Annotated in this window: 14 protein-coding genes; 5 read left to right on the forward strand and 9 right to left on the reverse strand. The window is 67.2% G+C overall.

All coding sequences use genetic code 11. From position 1 onward, the window contains the following. From waaA to G3N98_RS21545, 4 genes are all read right to left on the reverse strand, one after another. Positions 1 to 1,267 (reverse strand): lipid IV(A) 3-deoxy-D-manno-octulosonic acid transferase (gene waaA / locus G3N98_RS21530; protein ID WP_206149167.1); only part of this gene is annotated, 1,267 nt, incomplete at its 3' end. Positions 1,268 to 1,304: 37 nt separating this feature from the next. Continuing rightward, positions 1,305 to 2,189 (reverse strand): Kdo hydroxylase family protein, encoded by an 885-nt coding sequence (locus G3N98_RS21535; RefSeq protein WP_206149168.1) that lies wholly within the window; start codon positions 2,187 to 2,189, stop codon positions 1,305 to 1,307. A 34-nt stretch (positions 2,190 to 2,223) separates the two neighbouring features. Then, positions 2,224 to 3,267 (reverse strand): lipopolysaccharide heptosyltransferase I, encoded by a 1,044-nt coding sequence (gene waaC, locus G3N98_RS21540; RefSeq protein ID WP_346779100.1) that lies wholly within the window; start codon positions 3,265 to 3,267, stop codon positions 2,224 to 2,226. A gap of 413 nt (positions 3,268 to 3,680) precedes the next feature. Further along, on the reverse strand, positions 3,681 to 5,075 hold the full coding sequence (locus G3N98_RS21545) for a phosphomannomutase/phosphoglucomutase (protein ID WP_206149170.1): 1,395 nt from the start codon (positions 5,073 to 5,075) through the stop codon (positions 3,681 to 3,683). A 262-nt stretch (positions 5,076 to 5,337) separates the two neighbouring features. On the opposite strand from G3N98_RS21545, the gene G3N98_RS21550 reads away from it, so the two are divergent. From G3N98_RS21550 to G3N98_RS21570, 5 genes are read left to right on the forward strand one after another with little or no spacing between them, the layout of a single operon-like run. After that, positions 5,338 to 6,594: an oligosaccharide flippase family protein gene (locus tag G3N98_RS21550; protein WP_206149171.1), complete on the forward strand. Its 1,257-nt coding sequence runs from the start codon at positions 5,338 to 5,340 to the stop codon at positions 6,592 to 6,594. Then, positions 6,591 to 7,415: a glycosyltransferase gene (locus G3N98_RS21555; RefSeq protein WP_206149172.1), complete on the forward strand. Its 825-nt coding sequence runs from the start codon at positions 6,591 to 6,593 to the stop codon at positions 7,413 to 7,415. Before G3N98_RS21550 ends, G3N98_RS21555 begins: the two co-directional genes overlap by 4 nt. A 51-nt stretch (positions 7,416 to 7,466) precedes the next feature. Continuing rightward, the gene (locus G3N98_RS21560; RefSeq protein ID WP_206149173.1) at positions 7,467 to 8,603 is read left to right on the forward strand and encodes a glycosyltransferase family 4 protein; all 1,137 of its coding nucleotides are present in this window, start codon (positions 7,467 to 7,469) and stop codon (positions 8,601 to 8,603) included. A gap of 15 nt (positions 8,604 to 8,618) precedes the next feature. Next, the gene (galE, locus tag G3N98_RS21565; protein ID WP_206149174.1) at positions 8,619 to 9,641 is read left to right on the forward strand and encodes a UDP-glucose 4-epimerase GalE; all 1,023 of its coding nucleotides are present in this window, start codon (positions 8,619 to 8,621) and stop codon (positions 9,639 to 9,641) included. A 27-nt stretch (positions 9,642 to 9,668) separates the two neighbouring features. After that, positions 9,669 to 10,775: a glycosyltransferase gene (locus G3N98_RS21570; protein WP_206149175.1), complete on the forward strand. Its 1,107-nt coding sequence runs from the start codon at positions 9,669 to 9,671 to the stop codon at positions 10,773 to 10,775. An 82-nt stretch (positions 10,776 to 10,857) separates the two neighbouring features. Here G3N98_RS21570 and G3N98_RS21575 read toward each other — a convergent pair whose 3' ends face one another. The 5 genes from G3N98_RS21575 to G3N98_RS21595 form a co-directional block, all read right to left on the reverse strand. Next, positions 10,858 to 12,741 carry a nucleoside-diphosphate sugar epimerase/dehydratase gene (locus G3N98_RS21575; protein WP_089472277.1) on the reverse strand — a complete coding sequence of 628 codons (1,884 nt, stop codon included), beginning with the start codon at positions 12,739 to 12,741 and terminating at the stop codon, positions 10,858 to 10,860. Between the two features lie 12 nt (positions 12,742 to 12,753). Continuing rightward, entirely contained in the window at positions 12,754 to 13,770 is a 1,017-nt protein-coding gene (locus G3N98_RS21580) for a glycosyltransferase family 4 protein (RefSeq protein ID WP_206149176.1), read from the reverse strand. A gap of 6 nt (positions 13,771 to 13,776) precedes the next feature. Continuing rightward, on the reverse strand, positions 13,777 to 14,742 hold the full coding sequence (locus tag G3N98_RS21585; RefSeq protein WP_206149177.1) for an SDR family oxidoreductase: 966 nt from the start codon (positions 14,740 to 14,742) through the stop codon (positions 13,777 to 13,779). 322 nt (positions 14,743 to 15,064) lie between these two features. Continuing rightward, complete coding sequence (locus tag G3N98_RS21590; protein WP_089472275.1) at positions 15,065 to 16,255, reverse strand: glycosyltransferase; 1,191 nt, start codon at positions 16,253 to 16,255, stop codon at positions 15,065 to 15,067. Then, complete coding sequence (locus G3N98_RS21595; protein ID WP_206149178.1) at positions 16,252 to 17,328, reverse strand: glycosyltransferase family 1 protein; 1,077 nt, start codon at positions 17,326 to 17,328, stop codon at positions 16,252 to 16,254. Before G3N98_RS21595 ends, G3N98_RS21590 begins: the two co-directional genes overlap by 4 nt. Positions 17,329 to 17,339 lie beyond the last annotated feature (11 nt).

A 17,339-nucleotide genomic window follows, 5' to 3' on the forward strand; every position in this document is an offset into this window, starting at 1 on the left:
GCGCGGTCGCGCCGCGGTGCCGCGATGCGAACGCGGCGCCCGCCGCGCCCATCGCGATGCGCCGCGCCTTGTCGGCGAACAGCGCGTCGAGCACGTGCGCGAGATCGAGCGGATCCTCGACCTGCAGCGCCGCACCAGCCGCGACCGCGTCGGCGGTCGCCTGCGTGAAGTTGAACACGTGCTTGCCGATCAGCACCGGCACGCCGACCGCGCATGCTTCGATCAGGTTCTGGCCGCCGAGCGGCAGCAGGCTGCCGCCGATGAACGCGATGTCGGCCGCCGCGTAATACGCGCCGAGCTCGCCCATCGAATCGCCGAGCAGCACCGTCACGTCATCCGGCAGCGGCTCGGCAGCCGGCCGGCCGGACGCGAGCGCGCCCGTGTCGGCCGCCCACACCGAGCGTCGCACGCACTTGAGCCCGCTGCGCCCGACGAGCGCCTCGACCTCGGCGAAACGCTGCGGATGACGCGGCACGAGCACCAGCAACGCGCCGGGCGTGCGCATCGCCGCGAATGCGTCGAGCACCAGTGCTTCCTCGTTCTCGCGCGTGCTCGCGGCCACCCACACGGGCCGCGTGCCGATCGCCTCGCGCCACGCATGGCCGCGCGCCGCGAGCTCCGGGGGCGTCGTCATGTCGAACTTCAGGTTGCCGAGCACGGTCACGTTGCGCGCGCCGAGCGACGTCAGCCGCTCCGCATCGGCCGGGCTCTGCGCGAGCACGCGCGAGAAGCCGCCGAACACGTCGTGCGTCGCCGCGCCGAACTTCGATGCCCGCCGGAACGAACGCGCGGACATGCGCGCATTGGTCAGCACCAGCGGCACGTCCGCACGGCGGCACTCGTCGATCAGCGTCGGCCACACCTCGGTTTCCATCACGAGGCCGAGCGTCGGCCGCCACGCGTGCAGGAAACGTCGCACCGCGCCGGGCATGTCGTACGGCAGGTAGCAGCGCAGCACGCGATCGCCGAAGATCTGTTCGCCGGTCGCGCGGCCGCTCGGCGTCATGTGCGTGAGCAGGATGCGCGCATCGGGGCGCGCGTGCATCAGCGCGTCGATCAGCGGCTGCGCCGCGCGCGTCTCGCCGACCGATACCGCGTGCACCCAGATCAGCGGCGCACGGTCGTCGCGCGAGCGGCCGGCCACGTGGCCGAAGCGTTCGCCGATGTGTTCGCGATAGCCGCGCTCCTTGCGCGAGCGCACGTACAGCCGGATGACGGCGATCGGGGCGACGAGCCACCACAGCGCGCGATAGATCACCCTCAGCATGCCGCGTCCCTTGTCTTGCCTCGACGAAAATGCGCGCTCAAACCAGCGCCCTGCCCGTCAGGCGTTCGAGGATGCCGAGCGGCGCGCATTCGCGGCGCACCATCGCGTCGACCGGCAGGAAGAAGGTCTGTTCGAGCATGAACTGGCCGGACATCACAGCGTGCGAAGTCTGATCGGAGAAACATATCCACACGCAGCCCGGCGGAAACGGCATCGTCTCCTGCGGGCTCGTCTTCTGGTAGTCGAGATCGGCCTTCATGCTGTCGTGCAGGTTCAGCATCAGGTGGTCGTACGCGCTGCGCGGCGACTTCGTCACGTGCAGCAGGTTCAGCAGCCACGCGGCGCCCGGCAACTGCGGCTTGATGTGCGGCAGGAAGCGCTTCGCGACGTCCTCGAACGGCTCGCCGACGCGCCACACGCGCGGCACGCCGGCCGGGTTCACGTTCGTGAACACGCGCAGGATGCGCTCGCCGTAGTTGGGCCGCGACGGGAACGCGTCGACGTGCAGCCGGCTGTCGTCCTTGCGCCACGACGTCTGGCGCGTCTCGACCTGCATCAGCCGCAGGCTGGTCGGCGCGACGCGCAGCTTGCCGCGGTATTCGGGAAGGAGGCCGTCGACGAGCGTGCCGGCCTGCTGCTGGAAGCGCGCGACGAGCGCGCGCACCGCCGACTGCGTGACGCTGTCGCCGAGCACGCCGGCGAGCGCGCCGCCGTTCGGCGCGAGGCTGATGTTCTTGCGTTTCGGGTCGGCGAGCGCCGGATCGAGCAACGCTTCCTCGCCGCCGTCGATCGCGAAGCGCAGGTGCGGGAAATACAGCACCTTGCCTTCCTCGACGGCGGCCAGCAGCTGCTCGCGCGGCGCCGACAGGTTGTGTCCGCTCCAGTCGGCGGACGGGACTTCGATGATCTGGGATTCGCTCATGTTCGGTTCGCGTGGGTTCGCGCGTGTGACTGCGTTACAGGAGACCGAAGCCCGCGAGCGCCGACTTCACCTGCGCGATCGACGGGGGCTGCCCCGCCGTGCCGAGATTGACGACGTTCGGCGACCAGTAGCCGCCGGTCCGCCAGGCCGTCGCGAAATTGTACAGTTCGACCGTCGGACGCTTCAGCGCGGCCGCGATGTGAACCAGACCTGTATCAACCCCGACGATCGCATCCGCGCCGTCGATCAGGCCGACCACGGCCGGCAGCGACAGCTTCGGCGGCACGATCGCCGCCACGCCGAACGCCTGCGCCAGCCGCTCGCTGGTCGCGCGCTCCGCGTCGTTGCCCCACGGCAGCACGAGCGACGCGCCGCGCCGCACGAGCGCCTGGCCGAGCTCGATCCACGCGGCGTCCGGCCACTGCTTGTCGGCACGCGACGTCGCATGGACGAACACCACGTACGGCACCGGCAGGTTCAGCCCGAGCGCGGCCACCGCGAGCGGCGCCGCGCGCGTATCGAGGCCGAACTCGACCGGATCGGCCGGCGTCGGCGCCGGGTCGCCCAGCGCGGCCGCGACGAGTTGCCGCGAGCGCTCGACGACGTGCGTGCGCGGCGCGATCGGCACGCGCTTGCGATAGAAGAAGCGCACGGGCCACTCGTAGCCGGCGCCGTCGGTGCGGTTGCCGAGCCCGACGAGCGGGCCGCGCGCCCAGCTCGCGACCCAGGCCGTCTTGATGAGGCCCTGGCAGTCGATCACGAGGTCGTACTGCTCGGCCGCGAGGCGCTGGCGGAACGCGCGGATCTCGCGCCACGTGGCGCCCGAGAACGGCTTCTTGCGCCAGCGGCGCAGCGAGAACGGCAGCACGTTGCGCACGCCGTCGACGAGCTTGACCAGGTCGACGAAGCTTTCCTCGACGAGCCAGTCGATCTGCGCATCGGGGTGGCGGCGCCGGATATCGGCGATCACCGGCATGTTGTGCACGACGTCGCCCAGCGACGACACGCGCACGATCAGGATCTTTTGCACGCTGAAAAAACGCCGGCAGGCAGCCGGCGACAAGCAGAAAGGGGGGATTTTATCTCGCCCGGGGGGCCTAGGACCTGTTCCCGCTAATAACGGGCTTGCGAACTTGCCTTGCCGGCTGCAGTGCAAGAAGCAAGGAGCGCCGTTTGGCTCGTGCCAAACAAGCGACGCGCGACGCCGCAATGCGGCCGGCAAGGCACGTTCCCGTGATTGAAAATTCCTTTGTGGGGCTGGCCGCCAGAAGGGCCGAGCGCAAGGCCTGCGACGAAGCGAATACTCGACGTATTCGCGAGGAGCATGACGCAGCGATCGGCCCTTCTGGCGGCCAGCGCAAGCCCGTTATTAGCGGGAACAGGCCCTAGAGACAAAAAGCGGCCGCACGCCCTTGGCGTGCGCCGCTTTTCGGGGATGGCGTGACGATCGGACTCACCGTCGCGCCGGTGGCGGCCCGCGGCCGCCGACGCTCAGAACGGCAGCTTGACGTCCGGCTTCGCCGCCGTCAGCACGCGGCGGAAGTCCTCCTGGATGCGCTTGAGCCCTTCCTGCGTCTCCGACTCGAAACGCATCACGACGACCGGCGTCGTGTTCGACGAGCGCGCGAGGCCGAAGCCGTCCGGGTACTCGACACGCAGGCCGTCGATCGTCACGACTTCCTCGGCGCCGTCGAACTTCGCCTCTTTCTGCAGCTTGTCGATCAGGCGGAAGTTCTCGCCTTCGTCGAGCCACAGCTGCAGTTCGGGCGTGCTCATTGCGTCCGGCAGCCCGTTCAGCAGCGCGCTCGGATCGGCCGCCTTCGCGAGGATCTCGAGCAGGCGCGCGCCCGTGTAGAGACCGTCGTCGAAGCCGTACCAGCGATCCTTGAAGAACACGTGGCCGCTCATTTCACCGGCGAGCGGCGCACCCGTCTCGCGCAGCTTCGCCTTCACGAGCGAGTGGCCCGTCTTCCACATCAGCGGCTCGCCGCCCTTCGACTTCACCCATTGCGCGAGGTGGCGCGTGCACTTCACGTCGTAGATGATCTGCGCGCCCGGGTTGCGCGACAGCACTTCTTCCGCGAACAGCATCAGCTGGCGGTCCGGATAGATGATCTGGCCGTCCTTCGTGACGACGCCGAGGCGGTCGCCGTCGCCGTCGAACGCGAAGCCGATCTCGGCGTCGGTGTCCTTCAGCGCCTGGATCACGTCCTGCAGGTTTTCCGGATGGGCGGGATCGGGGTGGTGGTTCGGGAACGTGCCGTCGATGTCGGTGAAGCGCTCGACGAGCTCGCACCCGAGCGCCTTGAACAGGCGCGTCGCCAGCGGGCCGGCCACGCCGTTGCCGGCGTCGACGACGAGCTTCATCGGGCGGGCCGGCTTGATGTCGCCGACGATGCGCGCGATGTATTGATCGGCCACGTCGAACTGTTCGTACGAGCCGCTGCCCGTCTCGAAGCGCTCGTCGACGATGCGCTGGTACAGCGCCTGGATCTGCTCGCCGTAGATCGCGGCGCCGCGCAGCACCATCTTGAAGCCGTTGTAGTCGGGCGGGTTGTGGCTGCCCGTGACGACGATGCACGAATCGACGCGGCGCTCGCCGCCCTTCAGCGCGAGCGGGACGTTCGCCGCGAAATAGCCGACCGGCGTGGGCACCATGCCGACGTCGACGACGTCGACGCCCGCCGCACGCAGGCCATCGGCCAGCGCGCCGACGAGGTCCGGCCCGGACAGGCGGCCGTCGCGCGCGACGACGACCGCATCGCCGCCCTGCGCACGCACTTCGCTGCCGAATGCCCGGCCGATCCCGCGCGCGGTGTCGTTGTCGAGCGTCTTGCCGACCACGCCACGAATGTCATATGCCTTGAAGATGGATTGGGAGATCATCGATTCTCTTCTCTCAGTTGCGTGCATGGAAAAATGTCTGGCTTGCCTGGCCGCCGCTCGCCGGTGCCGCGCATGATACATGCGGCCCGGCACGGCGTGAAACCGCTGGCGCGGAACGGCGGGAGCGACCCCGATCCCACTTATAATCGCGGGTTTTGATGACGCGCATACCGCCCATTTTAATGCCTAGCCGCCCCGTCGCCGCCAATCTGCAGCCCCCGGGCGCCCTGCCGGCCGCCTCGCGCGCACGCCGCTGCCGCGCATGCTGAAGCGCTTCGGCAACCCGGACGTCGCGAAGGCCGTCGCGAATCTCGTCTGGCTGGGGCTCGAACGGCTCACGCAGATCGGCGTCGCGATCGCGATCAGCGGCCTGCTGGCCCGTTATTTCGGGCCAGATGTGTTCGGCAAATGGCAGTATGCGAATACGCTCCTCCTGGTACTGGCGCCGCTCACCTGGGTGTGCGGCGCGGAAATCCTCGTCCCGACCATCGTCCAGCGCCCGCCCGCCCAGCTCGGCGCGGTGCTCGGCAGCGCATTCGCGCTGCGCATCGCCGTCTCCGTCGCCGCGCTCGTCGCGACCTGGGTCGCGATCGCCGCGGGCGCCTTCGATCCGCTGGTCGGCGCGATGCTCGCGGGCCTCGCGGTCACGATGGTGTTCCGCGAGCCGTTCGTCGGCGTCATCAACGCGTGGCTGCAGAGCATGACCTACAGCAAGCCGCAGCTCGTCACCAGCATGGTCACCGCGCTGGTGAAGGCGCTGCTCGTCTGGCTGCTGGTCCGCGCGGCCGCGGGCCCCGCCCGCTTCGCGTGGCTGTGGGCGCTCGAAGCGGCCGCCATCGGCTTCGCGCTGCTGCTGTACTACCGGCATCGTAACGGCGGCGCGCTCGGCTGGACGTTCGACAAACCGCTGTTCAGGCACTTTGCAACGGCCGGCACCGTGTTCTGGCTCGGCCTCATCTGCATGTACCTGTTCCTGAAGCTCGACCGCCTGATGCTCGAGCGTCATGTATCGTTCGCCGATCTCGGCCGCTACTCGGCCGCGCAGCAGCTCAACGAGAACTGGATCACGCTCGCGCTGATGCTCGCGCAGACGATCGCGCCCGCCTTCGTCTACCGCGTGCAGGACGTCGCGCGGCTGCGCCGCAACATCGTCCGGCTGATCGCGATGACGGCCGGCCTGATGACGGCCGGCGCGCTCGTGCTCGACACCGCCGCCCCGCTGATCGTCGGCAAGGTGTTCGGCCACGGCTACGAAGCCTCGGTCGACATCTTCCGCTGGGCGGTCTGGCTGTCGGTGCCCGCCGGCATCGAGGCGATAGGCAATCTTATCGTTCTCAAATATCAAGCAAAATTCGTGTTGCTGTCGAAATGGCTGCTCGCGCTCGCGATCGCGGCGCTCGTCAACCTGTTCGCGATCCCGCGGCTCGGCCTGTACGGCGCGCTCGTCGGGCTGGCGGCCGGCTACCTGGCCGCCGCCGCCGTCAATTTTTATTACATCCGTTTCAAGCTGCGACCATGACGTCCCCTGATTGCCCGACCCCGCTCGACGACGTGGCCGTGCTGATGCCGGCCTACAACGGGCACGACGACGTCGTCCGGACCCTCGCGTCGTTTCGCGAGGACGCGCCCGTGCACGTGCTGATCGTCGATGACGGCAGCACGCCGCCGATCGTCGCGCCCGACCTGCCCGGTCTCACGATCGACGTGCTGCGCATGCCGCAGAACGGCGGCATCGAGCGTGCGCTCGCGGCCGGCATCGACGCGCTCGCCGCGCGCGGCTTCCGCTATGCCGCGCGCATCGACGCGGGCGATCTCGCCGCGCCGCAGCGCCTCGCGAAGGAGCGCGCGTATCTCGACGCCCACCCGCGCGTGGCCTGCGTCGGCATGTGGACGCAAGTCGTGTCCCGCGCCGGCGAGCCGCGCTTCATGCTGACCCCGCCCGCCGACCCGCGCACGCTGCGCCGCACGCGCTTCCTGCGCTCGCCGCTCGTGCATCCGTCGGTGATGCTGCGCATCGACGCCGTGCGTGAAGTGGGGAACTATCGGGCGAAATACCGCGCGGCCGAGGATCTCGATCTTTTTTTACGGTTAATGCAACGCTACGATTGCGCGAACCTGCCGGAACTGGGCCTCTATTACGAATTGAACGAGGGCGGGATCAGTGCGACCAAGCGCCGGCGCCAGCTGGTGTCGACGCTCACGCTGCTGCTGAGCCACTTCAACGTGCTGAACCCGTACGACTGGGCCGGCCTCGCCAAGAACCTGCTGCATTTCGTGACACCGTACCGGACGTTGCAGCGGATCAAGCAGACGCTGTTCGCCGCGCGGCCGTCCGCCTGACGCGCATCCGGCCCTTTCGGCAATTTCGACGCTTTATTTATTCTTTTTTTCATGTCCGTCACCTCCCCGCTGCGCATCGCGCTCGTCTGCAACACGGCCTGGGCGATCTATACGTATCGCCACGGGCTGATCCGTGCGCTCGTCGCGCGCGGCGCCGAGGTCATCGTCATTGCGCCGCACGACCGCACGGTGCCCTTGCTCGAGCAGATGGGCTGCCGCTACGTGGCGCTCGCGGTCGCCTCGAAAGGCACGAGCCCGCGCGAGGATCTGGGCACGCTCGCCGCGCTGGTGCGTCACTACCGCGCGCTGAAGCCCGATCTCGTGTTCCATTACACGATCAAGCCGAACATCTACGGCTCGGTCGCCGCGTGGCTCGCGCGCGTGCCGTCGATCGCGGTGACGACCGGGCTCGGCTACGTCTTCATCCAGAAGAGTCGCGCGGCAAGCGTCGCGAAGCGCCTGTACCGGTTCGCGTTCCGCTTCCCGCGTGAAGTGTGGTTCCTGAACCGCGACGATCTCGCGACCTTCACCGACGAGCAGTTGCTCGCGCATCCCGATCGCGCGCGGCTGCTGCACGGCGAAGGCGTCGATCTCGAACAGTTCGCGCCCGTGCCGCTGCCCGCCGGCGACGCGCCCGTCTTCATCCTGATCGGCCGGCTGCTGTGGGACAAGGGCGTGCGCGAATACGTGGAGGCCGCGCGCGTCGTGCGCGCGCGCTTCCCGAACGCGCGCTTCCAGCTGCTCGGGCCGCTCGGCGTCGACAATCCAAGCGCGATCGGCCGCGCGGATGTCGATGCGTGGGCCGGCGAAGGCGTGATCGAGTATCTCGGCGAAGCGCACGACGTGCGCCCGCACATCGCGGCGGCCGACTGTGTCGTGCTGCCGTCGTACCGCGAAGGCGTGCCGCGCACGCTGATGGAAGCGTCGGCGATGGGCCGCCCGATCGTCGCGACCGACGTGCCGGGTTGCCGCGACGTCGTCGCCGACGGCGAAACGGGCTTCCTGTGCCGCGTGCGCGACAGCGCGAGCCTCGCGGAACAACTGAATCGCATGATCGCGCTCGGACCGGAAGGCCGGGCAGCGATGGGCGCACGCGGCCGGCAAAAGGTCGCGGCGGAGTTCGACGAGCAACAGGTCGTCGAGCGCTATCGGGAGACCATCCATTCGTTGACCGGATTCACACTCTGAAGGAGCGCATCTGCAATGACCGCTAAAGGCACCATCCTCGTCACCGGCGGCGCGGGCTACATCGGCTCGCACACGGCCGTCGAGCTGCTCGACAACGGCTACGACGTCGTGATCGTCGACAACCTCGTCAACAGCAAGGCCGAATCCGTGCGCCGCATCGAGCGGATCACGGGCAAGACGCCCGCGTTTCATCAGGTCGACGTGTGCGACGAAGCCGCGCTCGCCAAGGTATTCGATGCACACCGGATCACCGGCACGATCCATTTCGCGGCGCTCAAGGCCGTCGGTGAATCGGTCGCGAAGCCGCTCGAGTACTACCAGAACAACATCGGCGGCCTGCTCGCCGTGCTCAAGGTGATGCGCAAGCGCAACGTCAGGCAGTTCGTGTTCAGCTCGTCCGCGACCGTATACGGCGTGCCCGAGCGCTCGCCGATCGACGAATCGTTCCCGCTGTCCGCGACGAACCCGTATGGCCAGTCGAAGCTGATCGCCGAGCAGATCCTGCGCGATCTCGAGGTTTCCGACCCGTCGTGGCGAATCGCCACGCTGCGCTACTTCAACCCGGTCGGCGCGCACGCAAGCGGGCTGATCGGCGAGGACCCGGCCGGCATCCCGAACAACCTGATGCCGTATGTCGCACAGGTTGCGGTCGGCAAGCTGGAAAAGCTGCGCGTGTTCGGCTCCGACTACCCGACGCCGGACGGCACCGGCGTGCGCGACTACATCCACGTCGTCGATCTCGCGAAGGGGCACATCGCCGCGCTCGACGCACTGGCGAAGCGCGACGCGAGCTTCGTCGTGAACCTCGGCACGGGCCAGGGCTACAGCGTGCTGGAAGTCGTGCGTGCGTTCGAGAAGGCATCGGGCCGCCGGGTGCCGTACGAGCTCGTCGCGCGCCGCCCGGGCGACATCGCCGAGTGCTACGCGAATCCGCAGGCCGCGGCCGACATCATCGGCTGGCGCGCGACGCTCGGCATCGAAGAAATGTGTGCCGACCACTGGCGATGGCAGGAGGGCAACCCGCGCGGTTTTGTATAATCCGCTGTCCATTTTTCGAGCGATCCCATGCTCAGCTTCGCGTCCGGCTTCATCGTCTCCCTGCTCGTCACGCTGTTCATCGTGCGCTATGCGCACCTTCACGAGAAATTCTCGATCGACAGTGACCTGGCCGGCGTGCAGAAATTCCACGTGCGGCCCGTGCCGCGGGTCGGGGGCATCGGGATCCTCGCGGGCGTCGTCATTGCCGCGCTGATCCTGTCCCGGCGCTATCCGACGATCGCCGGCAGCATTCTCGGGATCGTAGCCTGCGGAATGCCGGCGTTCCTGTCAGGCCTCGTCGAGGATCTGACCAAGCGCGTGTCGCCGCGCGCGCGGCTGCTCTGCACGATGGGGGCGGCCGCGCTGGCGTTCTGGCTGCTGGGCATCGCGGTCAAGCGCATCAGCGTGCCGCCGCTCGATTTCCTGCTCGGCTACGTGGCCATCTCGGCGTTCATCACCGTGCTCGCGGTCGCGGCGCTCGCGAACGCGATCAACATCATCGACGGCTTCAACGGGCTCGCGTCGATGGTCAGCTTCATGATGTTCGCATCGCTCGCGTATGTCGCGTTCCATGTGAACGATCCGGTCGTGATGTCCGCTTCGATCATCATGATGGGCGCGGTGCTCGGCTTCTTCCTGTGGAATTTCCCGGCCGGGCTGATCTTCCTCGGCGACGGCGGCGCGTATTTCATCGGCTTCATGCTCGCGGAACTCGCGATCATGCTCGTGATGCGCAACCGCGAGGTGTCTGCGTGGTACCCGGTGCTGCTGTTCATGTACCCGATCTTCGAGACCTGCTTCTCGATCTACCGGAAGAAGTTCATCCGCGGGATGTCGCCCGGCATCCCGGACGGCGTGCACCTGCATATGCTCGTGTACAAGCGGCTGATGCGCTGGGCCGTCGGCACGAAGCACGCGCATGACCTGACGCGCCGCAATTCACTGACGTCGCCGTACCTGTGGCTGCTGTGCCTCGTCGCGGTGATACCCGCGACGCTGTTCTGGCGGCACACGGTGCACCTGTTCGTGTTCGTCGTGCTGTTCGCGCTGACTTACGTGTGGTTGTACCTCAGCATCGTGCGGTTCCGCGCGCCGAGGTGGATGGTGGTGCGCAAGCACCGGCCCAGTCGCTGAGCTGTTCTCGGCCCGGTATGAAAAAAGCGCCCCGCGGGGCGCTTTTTTCGTCTTGCGGCACTGTTCACTACTCGGGACGGTGTCACCCGTTCGATGCGGCACGTACCGACGGAACACTCTGCAACACGGGAGCAACGGCCGTCTGGTATTCCGGCACCCAGCGCCGCAGGTCGCGCCGCACTTCGTCATCGGGCAGCACACGATGCTGCATCAGCCACGGCAGCAGCTCGTCGAGGAAATTGTCCGGCACTTCCCGCGCACGCGCGATCCGTAGCTTCGGATGCGGTGTTCGCGTCGTTGCCTCGTCATCGGCGAGCAGTTCCTCATAGAGCTTCTCGCCGGGCCGCAGCCCTGTGAATTCGATCCGGATCTGCTCTTCCGAGAAACCATACAGGCGGATCAGGTCGCATGCGAGATCCACGATCTTCACCGGCTCGCCCATGTCGAGAATGAAGATCTCGCCGCCATGCCCCATGCTCGACGCCTGCAGCACCAGCTGCGATGCTTCCGGGATCGTCATGAAGAAGCGCGTGATCTCGGGGTGCGTGACCGTCACCGGGCCGCCCTTCGCGATCTGCTGCTGGAACTTCGGGATCACGCTACCCGCGCTGCCGAGCACGTTACCGAAGCGCACCGTCTCGAACTGCGTGCGCCCGCTCGTCTGCTGCAACGCCTGGCAGGCCATTTCGGCCAAGCGCTTGCTCGCGCCCATCACGTTGGTCGGATTGACGGCCTTGTCGGTCGAGATCAGCACGAAGTGACGCACATCGTGGCGGATCGCCGCGCGGGCCACGCGATAGGTGCCGAGCACATTGTTGCGCAGCGCCTGCCACGCGTTGTGCTCCTCCATCAGCGGCACGTGCTTGTAGGCGGCCGCATGGAACACGATGTGCGGCGCATGGCGCGACATCACCTGGTCGAGCAGCAGCGAATCCTTCGCATCGCCGATGATCGGCACGACCGGAAGGTCCGGGAAGCGCTCGTGCAACTCCTCGGTCAGCCGGTACATCGCATACTCGGACAGGTCGAACGCGACGAGTTGCGCGGGCGCGAAGCGCAGGATCTGCCGGCAGAGCTCGGAGCCGATCGACCCGCCCGCGCCCGTCACCATCACGACGCGGCCGCGCAGCAGCGCCTCGACGTGCGGCGTGTCGATCGTCACGGCATCGCGGCCGAGCAGATCCTCGAGATCGATGTTTCGCACCTGCGACAGGAAGCCCTGCCCCGGCATCAGCGCGGTCAGCGACGGCAGCACCATCGCCTTCACGCCGGCCCGCACGCACAGCGTCGCGACGCGACGCTGCGTCTCGACGGACGCCGATGGAATCGCGATGATCGCGTATTCGACCTTCATTGCGTCGGTCCAGTGCTTGAGGTCGTTGAACGAGCCCAGCACCTTGTGACCGTAGATTTCGCGGCCCTGTTTTGCGACATCGTCGTCGAGCAGGCCGACGAGGCGCCATTCGCCGGAACGCGACAGTTCGCGCGCGAGGCTCGCGCCGGCCGTACCGGCACCGAGCACCAGCACCGGCTTGCCCTTCCCGACGAGCCCGCCGTACAGGTAATACTCCTTCGTCGCGCGATACAGCGCGCGTGCGCCGCCCATCGCCAGAAACAGCATCAGCGGCGACACGAGCAGCACCGAGCGCGGAATGATCGGTTGTGGCTGGAACATCACGGCGCCGATCATCACGATCACACCGCCGCCGACCACCGCCTTCGCGATACGCATCAGGTCGGGCAGGCTCGCGAACACCCACAGCCCGCGATACAGGCCGAACCCGCGAAACATCAGCGCGTAGACGGGCAGCACCCACGTGAGCGCCATCAGCGCACCGCTCAGGAAATCATGCGGAACGCTGCCATTGAAACGAACGAGATAAGCGAACAACCATGCGGCGATGACCGCCGTCAGGTCGAACAGGAAAGCACTCAGCGACAGCCACGATGCTTTGGATCGCAACATCGGCAGGAAACCTCAAGAGTTGTTTTCGGCGGCTGCCTGGAACCGGCGCCAACGCATGTCGATCAACCATCCGAAGCATGCCAGGACGCCGTACCAAGCGAAGAACGACAGCCACTGCTGCAGTTCGGGGCGGCCCTTTGCCCACACGGCGAGAATTATGCCCGCGAGCATGATGAGGTACCAATATAGAGCGGTCCGACCGTGACTGACGCCCGATCGAACCATCCTTTGATAATAGTGCTCACGGTGCGCTTGCCAGAACTTTTCTCCGCGTAACAGACGTCTCAAAAGTGTTACAGATGCGTCAGCGATAAAGGGAGCGAACACCATCGCGGGAAACCAGATCGGCCAGGCGTTGGTACGCCAGCCCCAGTAGCCCAGCGCGCCAGCCAGGAATCCGAGCGGAATCGAGCCGGCATCGCCGAGAAACAGCCGTGCCGGATGAAAGTTGAGCAGCAGGAAACCCAACGCCGCACCGGCAACCGCCGCGCCAGCCACGACAAGATTGGGCGACGCATGGACGCCATCGAGCGCCGCGACCGCGTATCCGCCGAAGCCGAACAGCGCCATGCCGCCCGCAAGGCCGTCGGCGCCATCCATGAAGTTGTACAGGTTCGTCAGCCAGACCATCGCGAAACCCACGCCGGCGAGCAGCCACCAAGGCGCGTCGGCCGGAAACACGACGATCAGCGCGACGACTGCCGCAAGGTGCGCCGAGAACCGCACGCGGGCCGGCAGCCCGCGCCGGTCGTCGATCTGCGACATCGCGGCCAATCCTGCGGCGGCGGCGGCAATCAGCCACAGTCGCGGCGTGAGCGCCAGCAATGCGACAACGCACACCGGCACGATGCCCCATCCGCCGACGCGTGGGGTCGGCAGCGTATGGAGCGAACGGTCGTTCGGAATATCGGTTGCGAGGCGCCAGGCCAGGCCGGTGGCAAGCAACGTACGAAGAATCGTCGTCGAAGCGAGTGCGGCGGCCAGGGCCACCGCAGCTGCGGTGAGCCAGGTGGGGTTCGCGAGAAGCATGTGGCCTTATTTTCGTGTATCGCGCGAACGATACCATGCGGCGGTCGCTTCGAGGCCCTGGCGGGTCGTATAGGGCGGCTGCCAGTCGAGCACGCGCCTGATCCGGCCGGTATCGAGCTGCAGGCTGCCCGTCAGGCGATCGACGGCCGCACTGCGGCCGGTCAGCTTGCCAGCCACGCGCAGCAGGGCCGGCGGCACCGCAAGCAGGCGTGCCGGCTTGCCGAGCGCATCGCCGACGAGGCGCAACAGGCCCGCGACCGACGGCGCGTCGTCGTCGGCAACATGGAAGCATTCGCCGGCCGCGCGCGGATCGATGGCGCAGTGCAGCAGCGCGTCTGCAAGGTTTTCGACGAATACGATGCTGCGCCGCGCCGACACGGCTCCGAGCGGCAACGGCATCCCGCGCGCGACCGCGTCCAGCATCCTCAGGAAATTGGCACGGACGGTCGGCCCGTAGACGAGCGGCGGTCGCACGACGACAACGTCGAGCCCTGCCGACGCACCGAACTGCGCGAGTTGCCGCTCCGCGCGCAGTTTCGAACGGCCGTAAGCATCCTGCGGATCGGGTTCGGTCGCTTCCGACAATGGCACACCACCGTCGCCCTCGCCGACCGCCTTGATGCTGCTCGCGAACACGACGCGGCGTACGCCGTGATTGCGTGCCGCCTGCGCGAGACGCAAGGTACCAGCGACGTTAGCGGCGTCGAACGCGGCATCGGGGTCGGGCGACTCGTCGCGCATCACGTGCACGCGGGCGGCGAGATGGATCACGCAATCGGCGGCCAGATCTTCCGGCCAGCCTTCGTCCAGGCCGTCGAAATCGGCGGTGGCGTGCACCCACTCGTGCACGCCGTCGATGCAGCCACCGGGGCGCCGTACCAGTGCGGTCACCGTATGCCCTGCTGCCAGCGCGCGGCGGCAGACTGCCCGGCCGACGAAACCATTCGCGCCGGTGATGACGAGACGAGTCATCGCCATCTCCGGCCTTGCGGGCTGACGGCTCGGCGAAGCGGTGTGCAACCTCGGATGGCGCACGCAGGCAACGCCTGCCAATGCGCACGACTATCCGCGCACGACCGGCACGGGGGAACTGCAAGGGGGACGAAAACGAACACGTCAGGATCTCGAAGACAGGGAGAAGGCCGATCGCTGGCGCCGTCATCGATCGGCGCCGCCCGGCTGGCATCCGGGGGCATATCATGCCTGCACGGCCATTGTAACCTTGCCGCCGCGCCGCAACCAAACCGGGGCCGCCCGTCTCGCGCGGTAGCGCGCAAAGCGGACGGGCCTTCCTTCAGGCCAGCAACGCACCGATGCGATCAACGAGCGGCGCAATCATCCGTTCCCATCCGTGCTCGCGCTCGACGAAGGCGCGCGCGTGCTCAGCCATCTCGACCGCCGCGGGCTCGTCGGCGACGAGCCGCTCGATACGACTGACGAATTCTCCCGGCGTATCGGCGATCAGCAGATCCCGGCCACTTTCCGCGCCCAAGCCCTCGTACCCGAGCGACGTGGTGACGACAGGCAACCCGAGCGCCATGTACTCGAGAATCTTGTTCTGCACGCCGGCGCCGATGCGCATCGGGCACACGCCGATCGCGCCGCCGGACGCGGCCTGCGCGACTGACTCGACCCGGCCGGTCACGTCGACGCCGTCGTACGCGCGAAACTGCTCGGCCAGCGCGGGGGCGATGGACCCCACGATCCGGAAGCGATAGTCGGCACGCTTGCGCAGCAACGGCAGCACCGCTTCGGCGAAAAAGTGGCACATGTCCTGGTTCTGGACGGTGCGCATGTCGCCGATGAAAACCAGGATGCGGCTCGCCATGCTGCGTGCGGTATACGGCAAGTTCGACAGATCAACGCCGTTCGAGCACACCATCACCTTCCCGGCGGACGCGCCGGGAAACAGGTAATCGCGGTCGGTCCTGGAAACCAGCACCGACAGGTCGAAATCGTCGACGATCGTGCGCTCGTAGTCGAGCAGGCGCCTCGCCTCGATGCCGAACACGCGCGACTTCAACCCGCGCGCTTTCTTCAACTGCTTCACGCGGCTGTAGTTGAGCGAGATCGCATCGGTCATTTCCAGGATGCGCGGCTTGTCCGACCGGCGGACATACTCCGCGCAGCGCACGAGATGCACGAATGCGCCGTCGTGCGACGGCAGCAATCGCGATACGGCCGCCGCAAATGCGCGACTCCGGTAGTACGCCACCTGCAGCGGCGTGCGCGTGGGCAGCGCGAGCAGCGTGTTGATGTAGGATCGCCGACGGGACAGCAAGACCCGTTCGACCCGGTCGAACACGCCATCGTCGGGTAACGCGGCGTGCATCTCTTCGTCGCTCTCGCACAGACTCAGCAGCGTCAGCGAGTAATGGCGGGACAATACGCGGCAGAGGTGATAGATCCGCAGCTTGTCGCCGCCGATTACCGGATACGGAAACCGGGGCGTCAGCACCAGCAGCTTCTTCCTGTCCTGGCTCATGACAGACGCGCCCAGAAATCCTGAATCGAAGGACGAACGGCCGATGCTGAGAAGGTGCGTGCGCGGTCCATCCCGGCACCGGCCGCCACGTCGAATCGCGTGCTGTCGTCCCACACCCTGCGGATCTGTTCCGCCATGTCTTCCACCGAATAGGGATCGAACTGCAGGCCGCACTCACCTGCGATCTCGGGCATCGACGTCGTGTTGCTGCACGCGACGGGCGTACCCGAAGCCATCGCCTCCAGCAATGGAATTCCGAACCCTTCGAACAACGACGCAAAAATGAATGCGCGGGCTCGGCGGTAATGCTCGCGCAGGTCCTCTCGCGACACATAGCCAAGCAGTTCGACGACGCCCGTCAGCCCGAGCGCGTCCGCCCGTGCGAGGAAATGGGTGTGATGGTCGGACTTGACCCCTGCGATCCTCAGCCGTGCATCGTCACCGAGTGCGGGGCGCGCCACGGCAAAGGCCTGTAACAGCCGATCGACGTTCTTGCTCGGCGCCTCCCCCGCGACCGTGAACAAGTAAGGCTCGCGCGCAACCTGACTCACCGGCGGCGCGAACCAGTCATCCGCAATCATGCACGGAATGACGGGGACGTCCGCCTCACGCAACCCGAACCGCTCCATCAGCTCCCGCTGCGTGAACCGAGAGATCGTCAACACGGCGTCGGCCCGACGCACGAGCCTCGGCACCACCTGGCGACGATAGATGCGCCCGGCGGTCTGATACAGCGATCGCGCCGGCGGCAGCACATTCCAGGGCTTCAGGTAGATCAGGTCATGGACGACCGCGACGATCCGCGTGTTGCCGGTGGATTGCAACGGCCCCGTGTTGTACGGACACAGCAAATAGTCGAGCTTCTGTTCACGGCACCGGCGCGGCAACTCGACCTGCTCCCACCATGGGAAGAAGCCGCGCCCTGCGCTGACGCACGGCCAGTCGTCCGCATGCACGCCGCTGGGACCGAGGCCCAGCACCGACGCGCTGACCGGCTCCACCAGTTGTCGCGCGTAGCGCCCCATGCCGCGGTAATTGCCCACCATCCAGGTGATATCCACCCCCAACTTCACGCGACGCTCCT

Origin of the sequence: Burkholderia sp. Tr-20390, assembly GCF_017104595.1 — a bacterium.
GTDB lineage: Bacteria > Pseudomonadota > Gammaproteobacteria > Burkholderiales > Burkholderiaceae > Burkholderia.